This window comes from Faecalibacterium sp. BIOML-A4 (assembly GCF_009679665.1).
Lineage (GTDB): Bacteria > Bacillota > Clostridia > Oscillospirales > Ruminococcaceae > Faecalibacterium > Faecalibacterium taiwanense.
The window spans coordinates 13,524-38,258 of record NZ_WKZG01000011.1 but is presented as its reverse complement, the minus strand read 5'-3'; the positions used below and the strand labels follow the sequence as shown (position 1 = coordinate 38,258).

The following is a 24,735-nucleotide window of genomic DNA, read 5'->3' as shown; positions in this document are numbered from 1 at the left end:
CCCATATGGATTACAATTACAATGGTTACGATCGAGGCTACACGGAGCCTGCCATGACCTCGGCTGACTATATGAACCGCACCTACCGCTGGATGGCGGTAGGCCTGCTCATCACCTTTGCAGCGGCGTTCGTTACAGCCGCTACCCCGCTGCTGTACGTCGTCAACTCGCTGTATCTGGTGTTCACCATCGCAGAGCTGGTGCTGGTGTATGTGCTCAGCTCCCGCGTGCAGAACATGTCGGTGGGCGGTGCAAGAGCCACCTTCTTTGCCTATGCACTGCTCAACGGCATGGTGCTGAGCTACTACTTCCTGATATTTGATCTGGGCACTCTGGTGCTGGCCTTCCTTGCCACTTCGCTGTACTTCGGCCTGATGGCGGTCTACGGCACTACTACCCACAAGGATCTGTCCGGCTGGGGTCCCAAGCTGATGATGGGCCTGTTCGCGCTCATCATCACCGGCTTTGTGGGCATGCTGTTCGGCATGAGCTTCCTTACCACGGTGCTGTACAGCGCTGTCGGTCTGGTAGTGTTCATGCTGCTGACCGCCTATGATACCCAGAAACTGAGCCAGATGTTCTCCTACTACGCCTATGACGGCGAGCTGGCCGAGAAGGCTTCCATTTACGGTGCACTGACGTTGTATCTGGACTTCATCAACATTTTCCTGTATGTTGTGCGCCTGCTGGGCATGAACAGCCGCCGCCGCAACTGATTTTTGATCCGCAAAGGCTCTCCCGAAAAGGGAGGGCCTTTTTGTTTGGTAATATCATTTAGAATATCCTCCGCTTCGCTCTGGGCATCAACACAGAAGGCCACAGAGGGAAGATGCATTTTCCGGCTGCGGCCCTTCCTGTGAAAGTGCAGCCCAGCCAGACCCGCAGGTCTGGCTAGGCTGCTATATTACAAAATATCATTTCCTCTAAATATGCCCAGAGCAACGCGGAGGGCATTTAAATAAAAGAATGCATAAAACCTGCCCTGCTGTCCCACACTAAGCCCAGAAGCAATGCGTACACAATGCAGCAGATGGGAGTAACGACAATGGAGCAGATCAAAAAGTTTTTGCGCAGCAGGGGCTTTACACTGGCACTGCTGGCCTGTCTCGTCGCAGCCGCAGCGGCGGGCGTGTGGGCAGTGCGCACCGTGCGGGATGAACTGAAAAAGAGCTACGACGACCTAACGACCCCGCAGGAAGAACCTGCACCGGAGCCGCAGCTCACCCTTGACCCACAGGAGGACGATGTATGGCAGCAGCCCGTGACCGACGCCGCAGAATCTGCGGCAAATGTACCCAAGCCCGCATCCTCTGCGTCCTCTTCTGGGGCGCAGTCTGGCTCTGGTTTGGTGCACGAACCCTCCGCACTGCAGGGCGCATCCTCGCCTGCCAGCAGTTCAGCTGCGCCTGCCTCCACGCAGCCCGTCTCGGGCAGGGTCTTGAACGTCTACAGCGGCGATGAGCTGGTGTACAGCAGCACCCTTGGCGACTGGCGCACCCACAACGGTGTGGACTACGCCTGTGCGCAGGATGCACAGGTGTGTGCTCCCGCCGCCGGTAAGGTGACCGCCGTGGACACCGATAGCCGCTGGGGCAGTGTGGTGTGCATCGAGGACAGCGCCGGGCACCTGTGGCGGGTGTGCGGCACAGCCGACCCCACGGTGCAGACCGGCGACGAAGTGAGTGTGGGCCAGATACTTGGCCGTGCAGGCAGCATTCCCAACGAATGCGCCGAGGAGACGCATATCCATCTGGAAGTACTGCAGGGTGAGCAGTACCTTGACCCGGCAAAGCTGCTGAACTGATGCAGTTTTCCGTATCCCCTGCGTATTTTTCAGTAAAATATTCCAAGCAGCAAAAAATCGGAAAGGCCGTTCTGGTCTTTCCGATTTTTCATTCTATAGGATAGATGCAGGCTCAGGCATTTTCCAGCTCAACCACCGGCCAGCCCAGAAGGCGGATGGCTTCGCGGTCATGGGTAGCCAGCAAGACAGGCTTTTCTCCGCAGCGCTCCCGCAGCAGCGCCGCAGCAGCGGCAAGGGTGTCCGGGTCCATGCCGGTAAAGGGTTCGTCTAACAGCAGCGTATCGCTGGCGGCCCACAAAGCCCGCAGCAGAGCCGTGCGGCGCTTCTGTCCGCCGGAAAGCCGTGCTGCAGGCAGGGCCAGTGCGGCAGCATCCATGCCAAACTGTTGAAAATCTTTTATGATTTGCTCCTTGTATTGTTCTGCACTGCCGGGCAATACCAGCGTCACGTTCTGCACAGCTGTCAGCTGCGAGCAGAGCCGGTCTTCCTGAAACACTGCTGCCACCCGGCCAACGCCCTGTACTATGCCAGAAGTGGGTTCTTCCAGCCCCATGAGGATGCGCAGCAATGTGGTCTTGCCCCAGCCGCTGGGTGCCCACAGTACCGCCGGGCCTTCCACCGTGAGGCAGAGATCCCGGAACAGCGTTTTCTCCCCGAACTGTTTTGTCAGATGCTCGATGGTCAGCATTGCGGCACCTCCCCGGTCACGGCGCGGGTCACGCAGTCCAGAAGCAGCAGGAACAGCTTTTCAAACCCGGCGCTGAGCAGGATGATCACAAACGTCCATGCGAACAGCTCTCCGGTGGAAAGGGTGATCTTGGCCCGGTAGAGTGCATCGCCGATGCTGCCATTGGGCAGGCCGATCACCTCAGCGGCAACACCGCTCTTCCAGCAGATGCCAAGGGCCACGCTGCATCCCTGCCGGAAGGCCGGCAGCACCGCAGGCAGCCACACCGCCCGCAGCCGTCGGCCCAGCGGAAGGCGAAACACCTTCGTCATCTCCAACAACTGTGGGTCTGCGCTCTGGATGCCGGTGCGCACCGCACCGTACAGCACCGGCAGCACCATTAAAAAGCTGATGAGCACCGAAAGCGATGCCCCCCGCACCCACACCAGCGCCAGAATGATAAAGCTTGCCACCGGCGTGGCTTTGACCAGCTGCAGCACCGGAGCAAGCAGCACATCTGCCGTGTGCCACGCCTGTGCGGCCACAGCCAGCACGATGCTTACGGCCACGCCCAGCCCAAAACCCAGCAGAATGCGCCCGGAGCTGAAACCCACCCGCTGCCAGAACTCTGCCTGCGGCAAAAGCTGCAAAAGAGTGCGCACCGCCTGCACCGGCGAAACAAGGAACACCTCCTGTCCCACCGCCATGGCGGCGCACTGCCACACCGCCAGCCAGAAGGCCGCAGCGCCCAGCCGCTGAAAAAATTGTTTATGTCGCTTCATAAACTTACCTGCTCCTGATTACAAATAAATGCAGGACGGCAGGGTGTTTCTTCAGCGAATGATCCGAGGATAGGACCCTGTTGCCATAAGGCAACAGGGCGGGAACTGGAAGCCCCGAATTTCGCGGAGAAAGCGCCCTGATGGCCTGCTCAGTTCTACATTATACATTATAATACCATATCTCTTTCCAAACGCCAATGACCCGTGCATCATGATGCATAAGAGCTTATCATGCCTGCCATTACTTTTCTTCATGTTTTTCTTTCTTGACATGAAATCAATAAAACGATAAACTGAACTGTATGAATCTCTGTCATCTTTGATGCAAGAAAGAAAGAAATGAGGTGTCTGTCCTATGCAGAAGCTCTCCGGCAAAAGCCTGCTTTTGGTCAGTTTTACGCTATTTTCCATGTTTTTTGGAGCCGGGAACCTGATCTTCCCGCCGCATCTGGGCGCGCAGGCGGGCGTGAACCTCTGGCCCGCCTTTGCGGGCCTTGCCGTCAGCGCCGTCGGCCTGCCCATTGCGGGCGTGGTGGCCGTGGCACAGGCAGGCGGTCTGGACAAGCTTGCCAGCCGGGTGCACCCGGTGTTTGCCATGGTGTTCACCATTCTGGTGTATCTTTCCATCGGGCCCTGCCTTGCCATTCCCCGCACCGCCAGTACCTCCTTCCAGATGCTGGTGCCGCTGATAGGCGGCGGTACCGGGCTGCAGCTGGCCTACTCGGTGCTGTTTTTTACAGCGGCCTTTCTGGTGGCGCTGCGGCCGGAAAAGCTTACCGACTGGCTGGGCCGCATCCTCTGCCCCTGCCTGATCGTGCTCATCGTGGTGCTGTTTGCCGGGTGTCTCATCCATCCGCTGGCGGCACACTACGGCACACCCAGTGCAGAGTACGCAGCCCTGCCCGCTGTGCAGGGCATCCTGTACGGCTACCAGACCATGGACACGCTGGCCGGGCTGAATTTTGGCGCGGTCATTGCCCTGAACATCCGCGCCCGGGGTGTCACAGAAAGCCGTGCCGTGGAGGGCGGCACCATCCGGGCCGGTTTTATTGCAGGCGGGCTGATGCTGGTGGTCTACGCCATGCTGGGCCACGCCGGGGCCGAGACCGGCACGGTGTATCCGGGCCTTGCCACCGGTGCCGAGGTGCTCACCGCTCTGGCACAAACACTGTTCGGCCGGGCGGGCCTTGTGCTTATTGCGGCCATTTTTGTGATCGCATGCTTCAACACCTGCGTGGGCCTGATCGCCTGTGTGGGGCAGTATTTTCATCAGCTTCTGCCCCGCATCCCCTACCCTGCCATCGCAGCTTTTTTTGCTGTGGCCAGTATGCTGGTATCGAACCTCGGCCTTGCTGCCATCATCCGGCTGTCCACTCCGGTGCTGAACGCCATTTATCCCGCAGCCATCGTGCTGATCCTGCTTTCCTTTATGCCGGGCCTTGAAAAGCACCGGGCGGTGTATCCGCTGTGCATGGGCCTGACCGCCCTGCAGAGCATCGCCGCTGCGCTGCCGCTGGGGGCAGTATCTGCCGCCGCCAACGCTCTGCCGCTGGGCAGCATGGGCTTTGGCTGGGTGCTGCCTGCGCTGGCCGGGCTTGCAGGCGGGCTGCTTTTAAACAAATCTGATCTGCAATAAAATAACCTGAAAGGCCCGGTTCCCATGTTACAGGGAGCCGGGCCTTTGCTATTTACTGCAGTTTTTTGCGTTTTTCGTAGTCGTTCAGGGCGGCAAGCGCTTCCTTTGCCATGGGCACCAAGGCTATCATGTTGAAAATGGTCATCAGGCCAATGCCCACGTCGCCCAGATCCCACACCACCGTGTAGGCCTGCATACCGCCGATCACCAGCATGGCCAACGCGATCAGCTTATACACGGTCTGGCTCCACCAGTTGTCGCCGCACAGATAGGCCACATTGCCGCGGGCATAGTACAAAACGCCCAGAAAGGTGGAAAAGCTGAACAGCGCCAGCGTGGCCGCAATGAACACGACACCAAAGCCGCCCAGATGGTACTGCAGGGCAGTCTGCAAAAGGTCCATGCCCGCAAGTCCTTCTGTGATCTCCTGCGGCACCAGCAGCATCAAAAAAGCCGTGCAGCTGCAGATCACCACCGTATCGATCAGCACGCCCAGTGCCTGCACAAAGCCCATCTTGACCGGGTCGTCGCACTCTGCGGCGGCAGCTGCACAGGGTGCCGAACCGCTGCCCGCTTCGTTGGAGAACAGGCCGCGCTTGACACCGTTCATCAGCACAGCACCAAAGCCGCCAGCCACGGCCTGCCGCAGACCGAACGCTTCCGCAAAGATGCGCCCGAACACCGCCGGGAGCTTGGGCAGGTTGAACAGCACGATGCCCACGGTGATGACAAAATAGCACACCGCCATGATGGGCACCATCACGTCCAGACTTTTCACGGTGGCATTCTTGCGCAGCACGATCACCGCCGCAATGGCCGTGAGCACCAGTGTGGTAGTAAGCGGCGGAATATGGAACGCATTTTCAAACGCAGAACTGACCGAGTTGGAGATCACCTGACTGATGCCGCACCAGCAGATGAGACCAGACACCGCAAACAGCGCCGCTACCACAGAGCGTTTGAGCTTTTTGCCGCGCCTGCGCTCCGCCAGCACATGCAGATAGTAGGCCGGGCCGCCGCGCCAGCCGCCGTACAGCGGGTCGGGCTGGCGGTATTTCTGGGCAAGGGTGGATTCGATAAAGGAGGTGGACGCACCCAGAATGGCAGTGACCCACATCCAGAACACCGCACCGGCACCGCCTGCAGAAACAGCGGCCACCACGCCCACCAGATTGCCCATGCCCACGCGGGTGGCGGTGGAAATGACCAGCGTCTGGAAGGAGGAAAGGCCGTCCCTGCCCTGCTTTTTCTCGCACACGGCGGCGATCATATCCCGGAACAGCCGCACCGGCAAAAGACGGGTGCGGCAGGTGAACCAGATGCCCGCCGTGAACAGCAGCACCACCATGAAGGAAATGCCGATGCCGCCGCCCAGCGGGATGGTGAACAGGTCGCCCCACAGCAGGCGATAGACGGATTCGATAAGATTTACCAGCAAGGCAGATTCCTCCTGTAGATCAATGGAATGAAGACGATAACTTCATTATAGTACAGTACAGAAGAATTGTAAAATCTAAAATATTGATAGAAATAATCGATGGAACAGGATAACTTGACAAATCACATAGCTTCGATTATACTACAAACAGAAGGGGCGCTGACTGCAAAGGTCAGCTTTCCATCCCGTTAGTCAAAAAGATTGACCGCTCGAGTTGGGGAACTGTGAGGCGGTCAATCTTTTTTGTTATCATCGCTTTTCATCTGGGAAAACTTTGCCATGACCTCAACGGTCAGACGGATCACATCCACGACCAAGCTCAACAACGCGAGAATGAACGTGAGCAATGCGAGAGTCTCCAGCAGATTCATTCGATATATCCGGGTTGCGGCTCCCTGCATCTGCTTCGTGCCTTGGGCGGCACTCGCATCTTGCAGGCCGCGGCCCCAACAGCAACTCCCTGTTTCCGCCACTGGCGGCGGTCGTTGCCGTTGCTCTTCGCCTTCAAGGCTCCGGGCAGGGTACTTTCAAAAAAGTTTCCTCCCGGACCTCTGCTTGTTCTATGTAGAAATAGAAAAACCAGCGATACGGGATAGAAAGCATGACCACCAATTTTGCAATCAGCGCCTTATTGTTATTTTAACACAATCTTTTTGGAATTACAACACAAAAGCCGCCCGGCGGTCATACCGGGCGGCGGAGGAAGATGCACGCTGCTGCGCGCAAAACAGAAGATTTTTACAGAATGTCGATGTACTCACCGGCCAGCGCCTTGTTCATGCTGCGCACAGCACAGAACTTGCCGCACATGCTGCAGGTGTCGCTGTGGTCGTCCTCCGGCAGGCGGGCATCGCGGATGGCCTTTGCGGTCTCCGGGTCCAGTGCGCAGGCGAACTGTGCATCCCAGTCCAGCACACGGCGGGCATCGCCCATCTTATCGTCGATGTCCCGGGCGTGGGGGATGCCCTTGGCAATATCGGCGGCGTGGGCAGCGATCTTGGAGGCCACGATGCCCTGCTTCACATCGTCCACATTGGGCAGAGCCAGATGCTCGGCGGGGGTCACATAGCACAGGAAAGCTGCACCGCTGGCTGCAGCCACAGCGCCGCCGATGGCAGCGGTGATGTGGTCGTAACCGGGGGCGATATCTGTGACGAGGGGTCCCAGCACATAGAAGGGTGCGCCCATGCAGATGCTCTTCTGCACCTCCATGTTGGCAGCCACCTGATTCAGGGGCACATGGCCGGGGCCTTCCACCATCACCTGCACGTTGTGTGCCCATGCGCGCTTGGTCAACTCGCCCAGACGCACCAGCTCCTCGATCTGGCACACATCGGTGGCGTCAGCCAGACAGCCGGGACGGCAGGCGTCGCCCAGCGAGATGGTCACATCGTGCTCGGCGCAGATCTCGCAGATCTCGTCAAAGTGCTCGTAGAAGGGGTTCTCGTTGCCGGTCATGCTCATCCATGCAAACACCAGAGAGCCGCCGCGGCTGACAATGTTCATCTTGCGCTTGTGCTTGCGGATCTGCTCGATGGTCTTGCGGGTGATGCCGCAGTGCAGGGTAACAAAGTCCACACCGTCCTCTGCATGCAGGCGCACCACATCGATGAAGTCCTGTGCGGTCAGCTCAGCCAGATCGCGCTGATAGTGGATGACCGAATCGTACACCGGCACGGTACCGATCATCACCGGGCACTCGTGGGTCAGCTTCTGGCGGAAGGGCTGGGTGTTGCCGTGGCTGGAAAGATCCATAATGGCTTCGGCACCCATGTTGACGGCGCTCATCACCTTCTGCATCTCCACGTTGTAGTCCTTGCAGTCGCGGGAGACACCAAGGTTCACGTTGATCTTGGTGCGCAGCATGGAGCCGACACCCTCGGGGTTCAAACACTCGTGGTGCTTGTTGGCCGGGATGGCAACCTTGCCCTCGGCCACCCACTGGCGGATCTCCTCGGTGGTGCGATACTCTTTTTTAGCCACGATCTCCATCTGCGGCGTGATGATGCCCTTGCGGGCAGCATCCATCTGAGTGGTATAAGTCTGCATACGCTCTGTTCCTCCAAATGACAGTTTATCTCTGAACAGCAGGGTGCTGGTCATACAAGGGTAGGGAAAGGCAGCCGTCATTCAGAAAAAACAGAACGTTCTGGATGCCGGCACCTGCGCAAAATACGCTTTTCATGTTGGTTTTCTCCATGAATTTTATAACGCGGCCCAAGGTGGTGTCCCCGGTTTGCCGCGGGATCGGTCAGATGATCTGCTCCGACAGGGCTTTCAACTCTTTGCACTCGGTCTCGATGTCGTCTGCTGCAAAGATGGCGCTCACAAGGGCCACGCCATCCACACCGGTGCCCTTGAGCTGCAGGATGTTCTCCTTGTGGATGCCGCCAATGGCCACCACCGGGATGTCCACGGCATCACAGATGGCCTTCAGGGTCTCGTGGGGCAGAACATCCACATCGGTCTTGGTGTGGGTGGCAAAGGCTGCGCCCACGCCAAGGCAGTCTGCGCCGTGCTTGACGGCTTCCAGTGCTTCCTCCACACTGTGGACGGAAACGCCGATCATCATTCCCTCGCCCACACGGGCGCGCACCTGCGCTGCGGCCATATCCTCCTGCCCCACATGCACGCCCTCGGCGTGGCAGCGGATGGCAATGTCCACATTGTCGTTCACAAAGAACGGCACGCCGTAGCGCTGGCACAGAGCATGGATCTCCACAGCCTCTTTCAGAAAAGCTTCGTCGTCCAGCTCTTTTTCACGCAGCTGCACACAGGTGACACCGCCCTTCAGGGCGCTCTCCACCTGTTCATAGAGGGTCTGTTTGCCCACCCATGCGTGGTCGGTGACGGCATACAGAAGCATGTTCTGCTTATCGCACTTCATAGTTTGCTCCTTCTTCCAGCTGATCCGGGGTCATATTGTAAATGGCATCGATGATATAATTGCGGTAGGTGGAGTTGCCGTCCAGCGGGGTCAGGCGCTTGTGGGCGATCTCGCCCGCAAGCCCCATGGCGCACACTGCGGCTGCAGCGGCTTCCAGCGGATGTCCGGGGTTGGCGGTAACGAACGCCGCCGTGAGGGCCGAAAGCTGGCAGCCCGTACCGGTGATGCTGCTCATCATAGCATTGCCGTTGCGGATGCAGTAGGCTTTTTCGGCATCGGCCACGATGTCGATGGCACCGGTAATGGCAATAACGGCACCCGTCTGGGCTGCAAAGGCCTTGGCAAAGGCCACGGCACTGTCCAGATTTTCCTCAGTAACTTTATCGGCCACATCGGCATCCACGCCCTTGGTGGTTCCCGCGCCGGAGGCCAGCGTTTTGATCTCCGAGATGTTGCCGCGAATCACGGTGAACTTTACGTCCCGGAGCAGGCGGAAAGCCGTGTCGGTGCGCAGGCGGGATGCACCCGCACCCACCGGGTCCAGCACCACAGGATGGCCCAGCTGGTTTGCCTTTTTGCCCGCCAGCAGCATGCTGGTGATGGTGCGGCTGTTCAGGGTGCCGATGTTGATGTTCAGACCGCCGCAGATGGTGGTGATGTCCTCCACCTCGGCGGCATCGTCGGCCATGATGGGCGAAGCACCGCAGGCCAGCACCATGTTGGCGCAGTCGTTCACGGTGACGTAGTTGGTAATGTTATGGATGAGCGGGCAGGTGCGGCGCAGGTTCTCGAATTCTGTTTTGAACATTCGGGTGCCCCTCCGTCAGGAAAGGCTCTTCTGCATGCTGTGCAGAGCGCCGGAGCGCTGCAGGCTGTACACCAGCACGCCCGCAATGATGGAACCCACTGCAGTGGAGATGAGGAACGGCACGATGTAGGCATAGAACGCGATGTCGCCGGCGCTCTTGCCCATGAGGAAGATGGCCACCGGGTAAGCGCACAGGCCGCCCAGAATGCTGGTGCCGAACACCTCGCCCACCATGGTGGCAAGGATGTTTTTGGTCTTATGGTACACAAGGCCGCACAGCAGTGCGCCGAACATGCTGCCGGGGAAGGCCATCAGGCTGCCCAGACCCAGCAGATTGCGCAGCAGCGAGGCCACAAAGGCCACGCCCACGCCCCACCACGGGCCAAGCAGCACCGCGCAGGTCACATTGACCATGTGCTGGATGGGTGCACATTTGCTGCCGAACATGGGGAAGCTGAATACGCTGCCCACCACGCACAGAGCGCACAGCATGCCGGCCAGCGCCAGCTTTTTCACAGAGATTTTTTTCATAAGGCAAGGCTCCTCTCCAAACCTGCGGAAGCAGCAAAACCATACAGCGCCTCCGCAAACAGCCCGCACCCGGTGCCAGACCCGGCGCAGGAACTATAAGAAGCGGTCGAGACTTTCTGGTCTCCTCTCACGCCGGAACACGGCTTCCCATCGCTGACGGTCACAAAGCTCAGGGCGCTCCCCCTCAGCCCGCTGCGGCACTTCCGCAGAAAAGTACAAGGTATCCTCCTTAATGGTAATAGGTACACAACAAAAAACAGGAGACACCTTCCGCGGTGCCTCCTGCAAAAAATCATCCATTCTGACTTCCTACGGCGGCATTATCCGCATCAGGTAAAAGGGTCGAAGTTTAAGTACTTCCTCTCAGCCTGCTTCACAAGCTCCCCTGTATTTGATTGTGACTGTATTTTACACCCTTTGCGCACAAATTGCAAGAGGGGGCAAAGGCGCGCACAGCGTTGCAAAACGTTTTTCACGCAGGTTTTGGGGCGTTTCACGCAGGTTTTATTGAAAAAGAAGGTGAACTATGGTATTTTCAAGGTGGACGCATACCCCCCCCGTAAGCAAAAAAGAGGAATTCCGTATGAAGCAGACGACCCTGACCCAAAGGCTGCTCTCAGCCCTCGTGGCGCTGTGCATGGTGCTGAGCGTGTGCGCACCCGCCTTTGCGGATGTGACCGACCCTGATATGGCCAAGGCCGCACAGTGGTGCACCGAGCAGGGCACCATGGGTGCCAAGGGCGACCGCTTTGAGCCCGAAGGCTGGACCCCGAAGTTCAAGGTGATCGAAGTGTGGAACAAGACGTTCCCCGCAGCCTGATGCCGGCAGTGTGGATGCCGTGCTCGGTTCGGACCTTTTCCGTGAAAATGGGGCTGTTGCAAAATAGCTCTCTGAAAAAATCATGAACAAAACCCGGAACCTTTTCTCGGCCAAAACGGCTCAAAAAGGGTTCCGGGTTTTTGATGTTATGCTGTTTCCGCCTTATCCGTTCCACCCTCTGGCAGAGGGGTCCAGCATTTCGGTGGCAGAGTAAATGAGGGCGTTGCAGATGGCTGCAGCCACATTGCTGCCGCCCTTGCGGCCCATGGCGGCGATGGCAGGCACGCCGTATCGCTCGCAGGCGGCAAACAGTACTTCCTTGCTTTCCACCACATTCACAAACCCCACCGGCACGCCAATGACCAGTGCAGGCCGCAGACCGGCTTCCATTTCCTCCGCAATGGTCAAAAGGGCCGTGGGCGCATTGCCAATGGCCAGAATGGCCCCCGGGTGCTCCCGGGCAGCGCGGTGCATGGCGGCAACGGCACGGGTGGTGCCCGCCTGCTTTGCGGCTTCGGCCACAGCGGGGTCTGCCATGTAGCAGATGGCTTCACCGTTCAGTTTTTTCAGGCCCGGCTTTGTGATGCCCGCCAGCGCCATATTAGTGTCGGTAACGATGAAAGCACCCGCGTGCAGGGCCTTGACTGCGGCTTCCACCGCGCCGGGTGTAAAGCGCAGATTTTTGGCATAGTCGAAATCCGCGGTGGTGTGGATGACCCGCTTGACCACCGCAGCCGTCTCCGGCGGCGGGGTCAGGCCCAGCTCGTCCAGTTCCCTTGTGATAATGGAGATGCTCGTCCGTTCAATGTCGGCGGGCAGATGATGCTGCGGTGTCATGTGTTGTCTCCTTTTTGCATTCCCATGGCGGCATAGATGGCGGGCATATCCAGTGCCGCGCGCACACCATCGGCAAGCAGATCAAACTGCTGCTGACGGTACTGCTCCATGGGGATAAGCTCGGCCCCTGCCGGATCGATGCCCTTCCGTTTGCACAAAAATGCGGTCAGTTTTTCGGTCAGTTCGCCGGTGTCGAACAGGCCGTGCAGGTAGGTACCGAATACACCGTCCTGCACACAGCCCTCCGGCGTGCCGTCTGCAAGGATGCAGAACGCACTGCCCCGCACCTCGGTGCGGCCTGCGTGGATCTCGTAGCCCGTCAGCTTTGCGCCTGCAAAGGGTTCTGTGGTCACACAGGCTGCGGTCTGGGTCAGGTGCTTTTCGGTGCCGAACACCGTCGTGGTGGGCAGCAGGCCAAGGCCCCGCAGGGTGCAGGGGGTGCCGCTCTCCTCCCCTGCCGGGTCGCAGAGCTGTTCGCCCAGCATCTGATAGCCGCCGCACACGCCCAGCACCGGCGTACCGGCTGCCGAAAGCCTGAGCACCGCCGCTTCCAGTCCGCTTTCCCGCAGCCAGCGCAGGTCGTCCATGGTGTTCTTGGTGCCGGGCAGGATGACGAGATCCGGTGCACCCAGCTGGCGGGTGCGCTGCACATACCGCACGCCCAGCAGCGGGTGCTGTTCCAGCGGGATAAAGTCGGTGAAGTTGGACACATGCGGCAGGCGCAGGATGGCGATATCCAGCGGCTTGACCGCAGCTTTTGTATCCAGCCGGTCGGAGAGGGAGTCCTCGTCCTCGATCTCCACCCACAGATACGGCACTACGCCCAGCACGGGCAACTGCGTTTTTTCTTCCAGCATGGCAAGGCCGGGCCGCAGGATCTCCACATCGCCCCGGAACTTGTTGATGATCAGGCCCCTGATGCGGGCACGCTCGTCGGCTTCCAGCAGCTCCACAGTGCCGTACAGCTGGGCGAATACGCCGCCCCGGTCGATATCGCCCGCCAGCAGCACCGGCGCATCCACCAGCTTTGCAAGGCCCATGTTCACGATATCGTCGGCTTTCAGGTTGATCTCCGCCGGGCTGCCCGCGCCTTCGATCACGATAATGTCGTTCTCGGCGGCAAGGCTGTTGTAGGCTTCCAGAATGTCCGGGATAAGGCTGCGCTTCATTTTAAAGTAGGCGGCGGCAGGCATCTGGCCCCGGGCCTTACCGTTCACGATCACCTGACTGCCCACATCGCTGCTGGGCTTGAGCAGGATGGGGTTCATGCGCACATCCGGCTCCACGCCTGCAGCCTGTGCCTGCACCACCTGAGCACGGCCCATCTCTGCACCGTTGCGGGTGACGAAGCTGTTCAGGGCCATGTTCTGGCTTTTGAAAGGGGCCACGCGGTAGCCATCCTGCGCAAAGATGCGGCACAGCGCCGCGCACAGCAGGCTTTTGCCCGCACCGCTCATGGTGCCCTGCACCATAATGCATTTTGCCTTGCTCATTGTGCCACCTCCGGCAGGGTTTCGGCCAGCAGTGCAAGCAGCTGCCGGTTTTCATTCTCGGTGCGCACGGCGGTGCGGTACCAGCTGGCATCAAGGCCCGGATAATTGCCGCAGCTGCGCAGTACCGCACCCTTGCGGCGCAGCGCTTCGCCCAGCGCTTCCGGCGCGCGGAACAGCAGATAGTTAGCCCGGCCCTCGATCACCCGCAGGCCCAGCGCCCGCAGGCCGTCTGCCAGCACAGGCCGCTGTGCTTCGATCAATGCACGCACCTTCGCCACATATTCCGTCTCGTCCAGCGCAGCAATGCCCGCCGCCTGTGCCAGACTGGAAACCGCCCACGGCTGGCCCGCTGCCCGCATCCGGGCAAGCAGCTCTGTATCAGAGCACAGGCAATAGCCCAGACGCACGCCTGCCATGCCGTAAAGCTTGGTGAAGGCTTTTAAAATAATCAGTTTTTTGCTGTTTTTCAGCAGATGCTTTGCCGAAAGGCCTTCGCCCTCCGGCAGAAAATCCAGAAAGCATTCGTCCACGGCCAGCACCGCACCCACGGCTTCGCATCTGCGCAGCAGCGCTTCCACAAGGGCAGGCTCTGCCAGCTGGCCGGTGGGATTGTTGGGCTGACAGAGGAATACCATATTTGTACCCGGGTGCACCGCGTTCAGGAGATCTTTCGTCACCGCAAAATCGTTTTCTTCCCGCAAAAAATGTCGTTCCACCGTGCAGCCTGCCGTTTCAAGGGCGGTGGCATACTCGGCAAAAGTGGGGGCCGTTACCAGTGCAGTGCGGGGCTTTGCAGCCAGCGCCAGCCGGAAGATGAGGTCTGCCGCGCCGTTGCCGCACAGCAGCCATTCGGCGGGCACTCCCTCAGCCACCGCCAGTTTTTCACGCAGGGCACGGCACAGCGGGTCGGGGTAGCGGTCGGCCGTGGCAAGCGCTGCCGTAATGGCCTTTGCCACCCCTTCCGGCAGCCCCAGCGGACTGACATTGGCCGAAAAATCCAGCGGGTCGCGGCCAAACTCGGCGCGATAGCCCGCCCAGTCGCCGCCATGGGTCAATTGTTTCATGCAAGGAACCCCCGTATTGCTGCACCCCATGCCAGCGCAAAGCCGCTTGCCACATACATCATGCGGTTGGCGCGCAGGATGTCCTGCGGCTCAATGGGGCGCAGGGCATCACCGATGGTAGGCTTGGGGTAATATTCACCAAAATAGTAAGCCGGGCCGGCCAGCTGCACGCCCAGTGCACCGGCGCAGGCGCTTTCGGTCTGGGCGCTGTTGGGGCTGGCGTGGTTGCGCCGGTCCCGCCGCCAGATGCGCCATGCGCCTTTGGCATCGTTGCCGGTAAAGGCCGCAGCCGCCACCCACAAAAGGGCGGCAAGGCGGCTGGGGATGTAGTTGGCAAGGTCGTCCAGCTTCGCGGCTGCGCGGCCAAAGTAAAGATACTTCTCGTTTTTGTAGCCCAGCATGCTGTCCATGGTATTGATAGCCTTGTAGGTCAGCGCCAGCGGTGCCCCGCCGATGAGCATATACAGCAGCGGCGCAATGACGCCGTCGCTGGCATTTTCGGCCACCGTTTCCACCGCAGCCTTGGTCACACCCTCTGCGGTCAGGTTCTGGGTGTCGCGGCCCACGATGCGGCTCACGGCTTTGCGAGCGGCGGGCAGGTCGTTCCGGACCAGCTCGTTATACACATTTGTGCTCTCCTGCGCAAGGCCCCTTGCCGCCAGCGCCTGCCCGCACCAGAACATCTGCACCGCAAGGCCCAGCCACGGGCTGAGCTTTGCCGCCGCCAGACACACAAGGCTCGTGACCAGAAAGGTGCCCACCGGCAGGCAGAACGCCGTCACGGCACCGCCCAGCAGCTCGCCCTGCGGGGTGCCGGGCAGGCGGGCGCGCAGGAACTTTTCCAGCCGGGAGATGCATCTGCCCATAAGCACCACCGGATGCGGCAGCCACGCCGGGTCGCCGAAGAGCGCGTCCAGCACAAAACCGCCGACAACTGCCTGAAGGATCATGCCCTGCTCTCCTTTGTGTACTGGACGGTCTTCACGAGATACAGCAGATGCTTTTCCGTCCAGTCCTTTGCATCCAGCACAAAGCCGCCCGCGTTAGGTCCGCACCATGCGTAATAGTCCCTGTGGGGGACGGCAAACCGCTCCATGGCGGCCATCTGGGTGCCGCCGTGGGCCAGAATGACCAGCCGTTCTTCGCCTGCGGCAAGAGCTTTATCGATCAGCTCTGCCACGGTGCGGCAGATGCGGTCTGAAAAATCCGTCTTGCGCTCTCCATCCGGGCAGGGGCTTTCGCAGTTGGCCTTCACCCATGCCTGATACTCGGGGTCCTTTTCCATCTCGATGAAATTGCGGCCCTCAAAGCTGCCAAAGCACATCTCTTTCAGGCCGTCCACCGGCACAAGCTTTGCCTCCGGGAACAGGATGCGCGCCGTCTGGCTGGTGCGCTGCAGGGTGGAAACATAGACCACATCGGGGTCAAAATCTGCCCGGCGCAGCTGAGCAGCGCCTTCGGGTGAGAGCGGGATGTCGCGCTGGCCCTGATAACGCTTCTGGGCGTTGTATTCCGTCTGGCCATGACGCAGAAGATAGATCAGCATTGAGACAATTCTCCTTTCAAAACCGTGGGGATGCCGCAGAACATCTGCACCACGCACTCTGCCCGTGCGGCCAGCAGGCAGGCAAGCCTGCCCGCCGCCTCGCGGTCTGCGCGCTGTTTGACATCCATCGGCACAACACCGCCGCCTACCTCGGTGGCGATGAGGATATCGTATTCATGGGCAAGCTTGTCTGCCAAGGCAGGCAGGTCGGCGGCATCGGCAGCCAATACCTGCACATCCGAAAGACGCTTGCCGGGAAGTGTTTGCGCAAAGGTGCGCTTGCCGCTGTAGAGCGGCCCGGTAATAAAGATCATAGCAGCCCTCCCCACTGGCAGGCACACAGTGTCGCCAGCATCCAGAGCTCGGCCTTTTGCAAAAACCACCCGGCAAGGTCGCCGGTGATGCCGCCGAACTGTTTCCGGCTCACGGCATGGTAGCGCCAGAGCACCGCCAGCGCTGCCAGCACCAGCGCCCAGCCGCCCAGCGCCGCCATACCCACGCACAGCACTGCGGCCAGCACCGCCAGCACTCGGCGCACCACAGTTTTGTCTGCTGCAGTGGCAAAGGTGTGTGCAAGACCGGTGTTTTTTGCCATGGGGAACGATGCCACCGCAAGGCCCGAAAGCGCCCGTTCCAGCACCAGTGCCAGAACCCACAGCACACCCACGCGGGGTGTAAAACTCACACAGGTGCACAGGGCAAAATAGGCCAGAAAATAGCTGCACAGTCGGATGACCGCAAAGGCACCGCAATGGGGGTCTTTTAATATTTCCAGCTTCTTTTCTCGGTCGCCGTAGCTGGAAAGGGCATCGCAGGTGTCGGCATAGCCGTCCAGATGGATGCCGCCGGTGATCCATACCGGGATCAGCGCAAAGCCTGCCGCCTTGGCAAGGCCCGGCAGGGGCAACGCGCCACACACACACCACGCCGCACCAATAACGACACCAATGAGCGGGAAGGCGCACATGGCGTAGCGCATATTTTTTTCGTTCCAGTCGAACTGCGGCACCGGGATGGCCGAAAACATGGCAAAGGCCACCGCAATGGTCTGCAAAACGATCATTTTTCCACTCCTTTATAGTACACGGGGATGCCGCATACCACCCGCACCACCGCATCTGCCCGGGCGGCAAAGGCATTGTTTACCTGCGCCAGTGCCAGCAGATAGCGGCCTGTGTCACCGGCATAGTCGGCCCCGCCGCTGAACACCTCGTTGGAAACAACGATGAGGTTTTCGCACTGGGCTGCAAGGCTTTCCAGCCCGTGCAGGATGGCTTTGGCCGCGTTTTCCCCTGCTCCCGCCGGGTCGTACAGCTCGTTGGCGGCAAGGTTGCCAAGGTCTTCCAGCAAGGCGGTGCCCCGCGCAGGCAGGCGCACATTGTCCAGATGCAAGGGGCACTCCACCGTTTCAAACTGCTTTGCGGCCCGCATTTTGCGGTGCTTTTCTACCCGGGCGGCACACTCGGCATCCCACACCTGCATGGTGGCAAGATAGTAGCGCGGGCCGGTGGTTTTCAGCACAAGGCTCTCGGCGTATTCACTTTTGCCGCTGGCTGCACCGCCCAGAACCAGCGTCAGCATTGGGGCGTATACGGCGCAATGCCGCCCTCCGCAAAGGAGTAGCACCCGCCGTATACGGCCAGCGCCATATCCCACAGCGGGATGCTGGCCACCGCGCCGGTGCCCTCGCCCAGATGCAGCCCCGCCGTAATGATGGGTGCCTTGCCCAGTGCTTCCAGCACGATGCGCGCGGCAGGCTCTGCCGAGCAGTGGCTTGCAAACACAGCCTTTGCCGCCGCCGGACACAGCCGCACGGCGCACAGCGCGGCCACCCCGCTGATAAAGCCATCTGCCAGCACCGGCACACCGGCCAGTGCACCGCCCAGAAACACACCGCACAGGCCCGCGATATCAAAGCCGCCAAGCTTTGCAAGAACATCCAATGTGTCTTCCGGGTCCGGCTCATTGCAAAGGATGCCGCGGCAGATGGCATCCACCTTGCGGGCAAGCCCTTCGTCCGAGAGGCCCGCACCGCGCCCAGTCATAAGCTCCACGGGCTGGCCCAGCAGCACCGCCGCAACCGCGCTGGAGGTGGTGGTATTGCCAATGCCCATTTCACCGGTGGCGATGAGCCTGTAGCCATCCTCTGCCAGTTCCCGGGCAAGGGCAATGCCCTCCCCAACGGCCTGCACGGCCTCGGCCCGGCTCATGGCAGGGCCTTGGGTAAAATCCGCCGTGCCTGCGGCAATGCGGCAGCTGCGCACGCCGGGCACCGGTTCGCCTGCCATGCCCATATCCACGGGCAGAACATCGCAGTGGGCCGTGCGGGCCATCTGGCACACACTGGTGCGCCGCATGGCAAGGTTTTCGGCCACGGCACGGGTCACTTCCTGCCCGGTCTGGCTCACGCCCTGCGCCACCACGCCGTTATCCGCGCAGAGCACCACCACCACCCGGCGGGAAAGATCAAGCTCCGCACTGCCGGTAAGGGCGGCGGCATCCTCCAGCATGGTCTCCAGCCGGCCCAACCCGCCCAGAGGCTTTGCAAGGCTGGCCCAGTGGGCGTGTGCCGCCGCACGGGCGGCTTCGTTGGCCGGGGTGATACCCGCCAAAAGTGCATTCAGTTCAGTTTCGGTCATTTTGGTCATCCTTTTGTTTTGCTGTATCGTTCTGCCGCGCGCACAAAGCGGCCCGGCAGGGGCGTGCCCGCCCAGTATAAATGCGGGAAGCCCGCATAGAAATTCTCGTTTGCATAGCCGCATTCCCACTGCATTTTTTCGTTTTTGCAGGCGGTAAATGCAGTGCCGTTTGCGGTGGAATCCCAGTGGTGGAATTCGTGGATGGGCAGCGTTTCTCCGGCGCAGAAGAGCATACTGTCCGCCTTGGCGGTCATTTCGGCATAGCCAAAGCGCACCAGCCTTCCCACCCGGATGCCATCGCCCGGCAGAACGTCTGCCATGGGCCACGCCTTACCGTCGGCATCCTCAAGGCTCCGGCCCAGATACAAAAAGCCGCCGCATTCGGCCGCTGTGGGCAGGCCCGCCTGCACGGCCTGCCGGATGGAAGCCAGCATGGTTTTGTTTTCGCTCAGAGTTTTGGCGTACAGCTCCGGGTAGCCGCCGGGCAGATACAGCCCACCTATATTTTCCGGCAAAACCGCATCCTGCACCGGGCTGAAAAGCACAAGCTCCGCCCCGGCATCCCGCAGTGTGTCCAGCGTTTCGGCATAGGTAAAGCAGAACGCCTCGTCCTTTGCCACCGCAATGCGGACGGATGTGGGTGCAGCTGCTCCCGGCAAAGCTTCCGGCGCAGGCTTTTCGGTCAGCACGGCAAGGCGCTGCCAATCCAGCACCAGTGCATCGGCCAGCAGGGCGATCTTTTCCTCCAGGTCGGCAATTTCATCTGCAGTCTTCAGGCCGAGGTGTCGGCTTTCTACCGCTGCCTGCGGCAAATGGGGCAGATAGCCCAGCACTGGCAGGCCGGTCTCCCTTTCCAGCAGGGCCTTGAGCATTTTATACAGCTTTTCGGAACAATCATTGAGCAGGATGCCCGAAACATGGCTGTTTTTGCGGAAGTTCACAAGGCCCTGAATTTGTGCGGCCAGCGTCACGCTGGCACCCTTGGGCTGTACCACCAGCAGCACCGGCAGGCCCAGCGTATCCGCCAGTTCCCAAGCGCTGGCACGGGTGGTCAGGCCCTGACCATCATAAAAGCCCATAGCGCCCTCGCACACGGCGGCACCATGCCCGGCGGCATAACGGGCAAAAATGGCACGCACCATATCCCTGTTGGAAAGAAACAGATCCAGATTGTGGCTGTCCACCTGCAGAGCCGAGCGGTGGAACATGGGGTCGATGTAGTCCGGCCCGCTTTTGAACGCACAGGGGTCGGCCCCGCGCTTTTTCAGCGCCGCCAGCACTGCACAGGCAACAGTGGTCTTGCCGCTGCCGGAAGAAGGCGCTGCGATGAGGAATTGCATCATTTGCGTGTACCCGTAATGAGGAAGATGGGGTTATTGGCCATGAGCAGGTGCAGTCGGCCCGCCGGTTTTGTGCGGCTGACGGCGATCTGCGTTACCTCTGCGGTCAGGCCCCGGGCCGTGAGGGCGGCAATGGCAGCGCCCAGCGTTTCCAGCGCAATGGCCGAAATGCAGATGCGTGCGTTCGGATTCTTGCCGAGCACTTCATCCAGCACGGCTTCCATGCCGCCTTTGGTGCCGCCGATGAACACGGCATCCGGCGCAGGCAGGTCTGCCAGCACATCCGGTGCGCGGCCCTCGATGAGGATGAGGTTGCAAGCATGGAACTTTGCCCGGTTTTTACGGATCAGTTCACAGGCATCCGGTTCACACTCCACGGCGTAAACGCGGCCTTTGGGTGCCGCCAGCGCAAGCTCCACGCTCACACTGCCGGTGCCTGCACCCACATCCCACAGAGTGTCGGTGGGCATTACCGCCAGCTTTGCCAGCGCAGCAGCGCGCACCTCCTGCTTGGTCATGGGCACCTCGCTCCGGATGAAGCTTTCGTCCGGGAAGCCCGGCGCACGCAGCTGCGGCAGATCAAAGTTTTCCACCAGAAGCACGCTGAGTGGTGCAAAGCTCTGCCCCGCCAGCTCTGCAGCAGAGCCGTAGCGGATGGCTTCCGCCTCGGTGCCAAGGTTTTCGCCCACCACGCCGTGGGCTTCGCCCATACCGGCATCGGTCAGCTTCTGGCACAGAGAGGCGGGCGTTTCAGTGCCGCCGGTGAGGAAGAACACCGAACGGTTCATCATGCACTCGGCCACCGGGTCGCAGGCGCAGCCATGGGCCGAGACCAGCTTCCAGTCCTGCCACGGTCGGCCCAGCGCCGCTGAAAGCAGCTGGATGCTGGAAACGCCCGGATACACCCGCGCGGGGATGCCCAGCACCCGCAGCGGCGTGAGCAGACCGGACGCACCGGAGTAAAATCCGGTATCGCCGCTGTAAAGCACGGCAGCATCCTGCCCAGGGTTTTGTGCCAGCGTTTCCAGAATGTCAGCGGGCTGGTAGAGCGCGAACTGCCGGGCCGTGCAGTCTGCAGGCAGGCCCGCCAGCAGCCGCTTTGCACCGAACACAAGGCCCGCGCTGCGCACAGCCTGCTGTGCCTGCGCCGAAAGGGCTTCCCATTTTCCGCTGCCCATGCCGATCAGTGTGACCATTGCAAAATCTCCTTGCAATACGCTAAAATTTGTGTTTCCGTCTCGCCAGTTTCCGGCGGGCGGCGCAGCACCACCAGCTGTGCGCCGGTATCGGCAGCGGCCTGCACCTTCTCGGCAAAGCCGCCCGCTGCGCCGCCGTCCTTGGTGACGAGGTACCGGATCTGGAACTGTGTTATCAACGCCTTATTCAGCGCCAGACTGAACGGTCCCTGCATGGCAATGATGTTCCGGTGCGGGACATTGGCTGCTTCACAGGCGGCAATGCCCTCCGGCGTGGGCAGGACGCGCGGGTAAAGCCGCGCCGGTTCCAGCCCGGCAAACACAGCCAGCTCCTTGGCACCGGTGGCAAGCAGGATATTGCCCTCTGTCCCGGCCAGATATTCTGCAGCCTGCGCTGCTGTTTCAAACACCGCACAGCCGGGCGGCAAGGGGCTTTGCGCACGCAGCAGGCGGCGGTATTCCACGCCCGCCTGCACCGCTGCAGCGCGGATATTCCTGGTGGCATCCACTGCATAAGGGTGGGTGGCATCCACGCAGAGATCAGCTCCCGCCAGCAATGCCGCCATGGCATCCGGCTGCAGCCGCCCGGCGTGCACCGTGATGCCCGCCATTTCGCCCTGCTCCTCGGCCCCCAGCGGCGTTGCCACGCACACCGTTACCGCAACGCCAAGCTCTGCCAGCTTTTTGGAAAAGCGACGGCCCTCGGTGGTGCCGCTGAACACGACCGCCTTCACTTACGGTACCCCCGCGGCGTGACCATCCGGCCCGAAAGGGCGCGGGTATTGCTGTTGCCGATATACACGGTGGTGAACATATCCACCGGCGTGTTTTCCAGCTCGGCCAGCGTCAGCACCCGGGCGCTCTGGCCCTCGCGGCCAATGTTGCGCACAAGGCCGCAGACGGTATCATCCGCCTTGCCGTTTGCGCGCAGGATGCGCACTGCCTTTTGCAGGTAGTCCGGCCTGCCCTTGGAGGAAGGATTATAGAGTGCAGCACAGAAATCTCCCTGCGCTGCGCAGGCCAGCCGCTTTTCGATGACCTCCCACGGGGTAAGCCGGTCGGAAAGGGAGATCACGCAGAAATCGTGGGCCAGCGGCGCGCCCAGCACAGCCCCGCCGCTGAGGGCGGCCGTAAGGCCGGGCACCACTTCTACGGCAACGTCCGGGTAATCCTGCGCCAGTTCCAGCACAGGGCTGGCCATGCCGTAAACGCCTGCGTCGCCGCTGCACACCATCACCACGCGCCTACCGGTATTCGCCTTTTCCAGCGCCCAGCGGCAGCGGTCGATCTCCTTGGTCATGCCGGTGGAATAATATTCCTCACATGGGAACTCCGGCTCGATCAGATCAAGATAAAGTTTATAGCCGCAGATGGCATCTGCGTGTTCCAGAACGTTCTGGGCTTCCTGCGTCAGGTAGTAAACATCTCCGGGGCCAATGCCCACCACGTAGACTACCTTTTCCGGTTCGTCGATTTCAAATTTCATCGGATCAAACATTCTGCCACCTCCAGTCCGGGGCATAGGGCCGCACGGCCAGCGCAAAGGTCACGCCGGTATGGGCATATTTGTGAAAAACGAGTGTCCCGTCTGCGGCCAGCACTGCCGACCGTTCACAGACATTGTCCACGCCGGTAACGCTCTGCACAAAGGCCGAAGGCGTAAAGCTGCCGGGGGCGGCACGCAGCTGTTCCGCTGTGAAAAACTGCACCGGCCAGCTGTGGCTCTTACAGAAGGTCAGCAGGCCCGTCTCGTTTTGTTTTAAGTCGATGCTTGCCGCCGCCGTGATGCATTGCGGCGCAAGGCGGTTCTGGGCACAGAAAGCTGCAAAGGCTTCGGCCAGCGTTTCGGTGCTGGTGCCGCGTTTGCAGCCCACGCCCAGCACGCCGATGCGCGGCACCAGATGCAGCGCATCCCCCGCCGGGCAGAGGGTGAGGGCAAAGTCCGGGGCATCTCCCGCCGTGATCCCATCAGGCGGTGCACCCGCAATGGGCCAGTCGGATGCAAACTGCACCGTTTTGCCCGCCAGCAGTGCACCGCTGACAAGCTTGATGCGCTCCGGCTCCAGCACGGTGCAGTTCTGGTGCTTTGCCCACTCGTCCACCGCAAACACACCGTTTGCGTCGGTGGCTGTGGTGATCACCGGCACCGCACCGCACACAGCGGCAAGCGCCCGGGCAAGGTCGTTGGCACCGCCCAGGTGGCCTGAGAGGATGGGCACGGCAAAGCGGCCGCATTCGTCCAGCACCACAACGGCAGGGTCCTGCGCCTTGCTTTGGCAGTGGGGCGCAATGGCCCGCACCGCAATGCCCACAGCACCTACAAAAACAAGAGCATCGCTCCCGGCAAACTGGCGGGCCGTCCAATCGGCAAGGTGCACCTGCCCGGCTTCATGGCCGCAGCGGGTCACACTGCCGGGATATGCCGCCGCCAGTTTTTGGGCCAGTGCAAGGCCCTTTGCCGTAAAGGCAAGGTAGGCCCGGGTCACTGGTCTGTCCCCTTGCGGAACTCGGTGGTAAAGGCCGGGTCGTAGAGCTTGCTGCGCTCATAATTCCGGCCCAGAAAGCCGCCTGCCACAATGAGCGCCGTTTTGGTGATGCCCGCTGCATGAACGCTTTCCGCCAGCGTACCTACGGTGCAGCGAACCGTTTTTTCTTCCGGCCATGTGGCCTTATACACCACCGCTGCCGGGGTATCCGGCGTATAGGCACCGCCTTCCAGAAGTGCCTGCTGTACTTTGTCCACAAGGCCGATGGATAGGAAAATGACCATCGTTGCCCCGTGGGCGGCAAGGCTTGCCAGCTTTTCTTTTTCCGGCACCGGGGTGCGGCCCTCCATGCGGGTGATGATGACGGTCTGGCTCACGGTGGGCAGCGTGTACTCTGCATTCAGTGCCGCCGCTGCACCGCAGAAGCTGGACACACCGGGGGTATCATCGTAGGGAATGCCCTCGGCATCCAGCACATCCATCTGCTCCCGGATGGCACCGTAAAGGCAGGGGTCGCCGGTGTGCAGGCGCACGGTGATCTTACCCGCAGCTTCCATCTGCCGCATCACATCCAGCACCTGCTCCAGCGTCATTTCAGCGCTGTTATAAATGGCGCAGTCTGCCTTTGCAAGGCCCAGCAGGGCCGGGTTCACCAGACTGCCCGCATAGATGATGCAGTCGGCTTTCTGAAGCAGGGCCGCGCCCCGCCGGGTGATGAGGTCCGGTGCGCCGGGGCCTGCACCAACAAAATGTACCATAAC

26 protein-coding genes and 1 riboswitch are annotated in these 24,735 nt (G+C 60.8%); of the genes, 4 read left to right on the top strand and 22 right to left on the bottom strand.

The features are described 5' to 3' along the window. Positions 1–5 precede the first annotated feature (5 nt). Complete coding sequence (locus GKG34_RS08855; protein WP_097775049.1) at positions 6–716, top strand: Bax inhibitor-1/YccA family protein; 711 nt, start codon at positions 6–8, stop codon at positions 714–716. A gap of 329 nt (positions 717–1,045) precedes the next feature. Further along, a complete protein-coding gene (locus tag GKG34_RS08850) occupies positions 1,046–1,804 on the top strand; it encodes a M23 family metallopeptidase (protein ID WP_173015240.1) in 759 nt (252 codons plus the stop codon). A gap of 112 nt (positions 1,805–1,916) precedes the next feature. Here the strand turns inward: GKG34_RS08850 and GKG34_RS08845 are convergent, their stop codons facing one another. Both GKG34_RS08845 and GKG34_RS08840 read right to left on the bottom strand, forming a co-directional pair. Next, positions 1,917–2,492, bottom strand: coding sequence for an ATP-binding cassette domain-containing protein (locus GKG34_RS08845; protein ID WP_097781505.1), 576 nt, complete (start codon positions 2,490–2,492; stop codon positions 1,917–1,919). After that, the gene (locus GKG34_RS08840) at positions 2,486–3,253 is read right to left on the bottom strand and encodes an ABC transporter permease subunit (protein WP_005943183.1); all 768 of its coding nucleotides are present in this window, start codon (positions 3,251–3,253) and stop codon (positions 2,486–2,488) included. Before GKG34_RS08840 ends, GKG34_RS08845 begins: the two co-directional genes overlap by 7 nt. Positions 3,254–3,608: 355 nt before the next feature. Here GKG34_RS08840 and brnQ point away from each other — a divergent pair, with 355 nt between their 5' ends. After that, positions 3,609–4,889 carry a branched-chain amino acid transport system II carrier protein gene (brnQ, locus tag GKG34_RS08835; RefSeq protein ID WP_154256029.1) on the top strand — a complete coding sequence of 427 codons (1,281 nt, stop codon included), beginning with the start codon at positions 3,609–3,611 and terminating at the stop codon, positions 4,887–4,889. A 52-nt stretch (positions 4,890–4,941) separates the two neighbouring features. Here brnQ and GKG34_RS08830 read toward each other — a convergent pair whose 3' ends face one another. The 5 genes from GKG34_RS08830 to thiW form a co-directional block, all read right to left on the bottom strand. Further along, the gene (locus GKG34_RS08830; protein ID WP_005943194.1) at positions 4,942–6,327 is read right to left on the bottom strand and encodes an alanine/glycine:cation symporter family protein; all 1,386 of its coding nucleotides are present in this window, start codon (positions 6,325–6,327) and stop codon (positions 4,942–4,944) included. A 738-nt stretch (positions 6,328–7,065) separates the two neighbouring features. Next, positions 7,066–8,376, bottom strand: a complete 1,311-nt coding sequence (gene thiC / locus GKG34_RS08825; protein ID WP_044953845.1) for a phosphomethylpyrimidine synthase ThiC — start codon at positions 8,374–8,376, stop codon at positions 7,066–7,068. A 202-nt stretch (positions 8,377–8,578) separates the two neighbouring features. Next, positions 8,579–9,214 (bottom strand): thiamine phosphate synthase, encoded by a 636-nt coding sequence (gene thiE, locus GKG34_RS08820; RefSeq protein ID WP_154256028.1) that lies wholly within the window; start codon positions 9,212–9,214, stop codon positions 8,579–8,581. Continuing rightward, positions 9,201–10,022, bottom strand: a complete 822-nt coding sequence (thiM, locus tag GKG34_RS08815) for a hydroxyethylthiazole kinase (protein ID WP_005943207.1) — start codon at positions 10,020–10,022, stop codon at positions 9,201–9,203. The genes thiE and thiM overlap by 14 nt, the downstream gene beginning before the upstream one ends. Positions 10,023–10,037: 15 nt before the next feature. Continuing rightward, positions 10,038–10,553 carry an energy coupling factor transporter S component ThiW gene (thiW, locus tag GKG34_RS08810; protein ID WP_005943210.1) on the bottom strand — a complete coding sequence of 172 codons (516 nt, stop codon included), beginning with the start codon at positions 10,551–10,553 and terminating at the stop codon, positions 10,038–10,040. A 289-nt stretch (positions 10,554–10,842) separates the two neighbouring features. Next, a riboswitch (TPP riboswitch) is annotated at positions 10,843–10,950 on the bottom strand. Between the two features lie 186 nt (positions 10,951–11,136). On the opposite strand from thiW, the gene GKG34_RS08805 reads away from it, so the two are divergent. Continuing rightward, the gene (locus GKG34_RS08805) at positions 11,137–11,373 is read left to right on the top strand and encodes a hypothetical protein (RefSeq protein ID WP_154256027.1); all 237 of its coding nucleotides are present in this window, start codon (positions 11,137–11,139) and stop codon (positions 11,371–11,373) included. 162 nt (positions 11,374–11,535) lie between these two features. Here GKG34_RS08805 and GKG34_RS08800 read toward each other — a convergent pair whose 3' ends face one another. The 15 genes from GKG34_RS08800 to cobM are packed head-to-tail and all read right to left on the bottom strand — an operon-like array spanning position 11,536 to position 24,732. Beyond that, on the bottom strand, positions 11,536–12,210 hold the full coding sequence (locus tag GKG34_RS08800; protein ID WP_005943225.1) for a precorrin-8X methylmutase: 675 nt from the start codon (positions 12,208–12,210) through the stop codon (positions 11,536–11,538). Then, positions 12,207–13,703, bottom strand: coding sequence for a cobyric acid synthase (locus GKG34_RS08795; RefSeq protein ID WP_154256026.1), 1,497 nt, complete (start codon positions 13,701–13,703; stop codon positions 12,207–12,209). The genes GKG34_RS08800 and GKG34_RS08795 overlap by 4 nt, the downstream gene beginning before the upstream one ends. Further along, on the bottom strand, positions 13,700–14,767 hold the full coding sequence (locus GKG34_RS08790; protein ID WP_097775037.1) for a threonine-phosphate decarboxylase: 1,068 nt from the start codon (positions 14,765–14,767) through the stop codon (positions 13,700–13,702). Before GKG34_RS08790 ends, GKG34_RS08795 begins: the two co-directional genes overlap by 4 nt. Further along, a complete protein-coding gene (cbiB, locus tag GKG34_RS08785) occupies positions 14,764–15,717 on the bottom strand; it encodes an adenosylcobinamide-phosphate synthase CbiB (RefSeq protein WP_154256025.1) in 954 nt (317 codons plus the stop codon). The genes GKG34_RS08790 and cbiB overlap by 4 nt, the downstream gene beginning before the upstream one ends. Continuing rightward, complete coding sequence (locus GKG34_RS08780) at positions 15,714–16,313, bottom strand: histidine phosphatase family protein (protein WP_005943240.1); 600 nt, start codon at positions 16,311–16,313, stop codon at positions 15,714–15,716. The genes cbiB and GKG34_RS08780 overlap by 4 nt, the downstream gene beginning before the upstream one ends. Next, the gene (locus GKG34_RS08775; RefSeq protein WP_005943245.1) at positions 16,307–16,627 is read right to left on the bottom strand and encodes a bifunctional adenosylcobinamide kinase/adenosylcobinamide-phosphate guanylyltransferase; all 321 of its coding nucleotides are present in this window, start codon (positions 16,625–16,627) and stop codon (positions 16,307–16,309) included. Before GKG34_RS08775 ends, GKG34_RS08780 begins: the two co-directional genes overlap by 7 nt. Further along, complete coding sequence (locus GKG34_RS08770) at positions 16,624–17,376, bottom strand: adenosylcobinamide-GDP ribazoletransferase (RefSeq protein WP_154256024.1); 753 nt, start codon at positions 17,374–17,376, stop codon at positions 16,624–16,626. Before GKG34_RS08770 ends, GKG34_RS08775 begins: the two co-directional genes overlap by 4 nt. Beyond that, positions 17,373–17,894, bottom strand: a complete 522-nt coding sequence (locus tag GKG34_RS08765; protein ID WP_154256023.1) for a bifunctional adenosylcobinamide kinase/adenosylcobinamide-phosphate guanylyltransferase — start codon at positions 17,892–17,894, stop codon at positions 17,373–17,375. The genes GKG34_RS08770 and GKG34_RS08765 overlap by 4 nt, the downstream gene beginning before the upstream one ends. Continuing rightward, positions 17,888–18,952 carry a nicotinate-nucleotide--dimethylbenzimidazole phosphoribosyltransferase gene (gene cobT / locus GKG34_RS08760; RefSeq protein ID WP_097781493.1) on the bottom strand — a complete coding sequence of 355 codons (1,065 nt, stop codon included), beginning with the start codon at positions 18,950–18,952 and terminating at the stop codon, positions 17,888–17,890. The genes GKG34_RS08765 and cobT overlap by 7 nt, the downstream gene beginning before the upstream one ends. Before the next feature lie 5 nt (positions 18,953–18,957). Continuing rightward, on the bottom strand, positions 18,958–20,295 hold the full coding sequence (locus GKG34_RS08755; protein ID WP_154256022.1) for a cobyrinate a,c-diamide synthase: 1,338 nt from the start codon (positions 20,293–20,295) through the stop codon (positions 18,958–18,960). Beyond that, positions 20,292–21,488, bottom strand: a complete 1,197-nt coding sequence (cbiE, locus tag GKG34_RS08750; RefSeq protein ID WP_154256021.1) for a precorrin-6y C5,15-methyltransferase (decarboxylating) subunit CbiE — start codon at positions 21,486–21,488, stop codon at positions 20,292–20,294. The genes GKG34_RS08755 and cbiE overlap by 4 nt, the downstream gene beginning before the upstream one ends. Then, positions 21,476–22,222 (bottom strand): precorrin-6A reductase, encoded by a 747-nt coding sequence (gene cobK, locus GKG34_RS08745; RefSeq protein WP_097781490.1) that lies wholly within the window; start codon positions 22,220–22,222, stop codon positions 21,476–21,478. The genes cbiE and cobK overlap by 13 nt, the downstream gene beginning before the upstream one ends. Continuing rightward, complete coding sequence (cobJ, locus tag GKG34_RS08740; protein ID WP_154256020.1) at positions 22,219–22,986, bottom strand: precorrin-3B C(17)-methyltransferase; 768 nt, start codon at positions 22,984–22,986, stop codon at positions 22,219–22,221. The genes cobK and cobJ overlap by 4 nt, the downstream gene beginning before the upstream one ends. Continuing rightward, on the bottom strand, positions 22,979–23,974 hold the full coding sequence (locus GKG34_RS08735; protein ID WP_347563446.1) for a cobalamin biosynthesis protein: 996 nt from the start codon (positions 23,972–23,974) through the stop codon (positions 22,979–22,981). Before GKG34_RS08735 ends, cobJ begins: the two co-directional genes overlap by 8 nt. Further along, positions 23,971–24,732: a precorrin-4 C(11)-methyltransferase gene (gene cobM, locus GKG34_RS08730; RefSeq protein WP_005943270.1), complete on the bottom strand. Its 762-nt coding sequence runs from the start codon at positions 24,730–24,732 to the stop codon at positions 23,971–23,973. Before cobM ends, GKG34_RS08735 begins: the two co-directional genes overlap by 4 nt. Between the last annotated feature and the right edge of the window lie 3 nt (positions 24,733–24,735).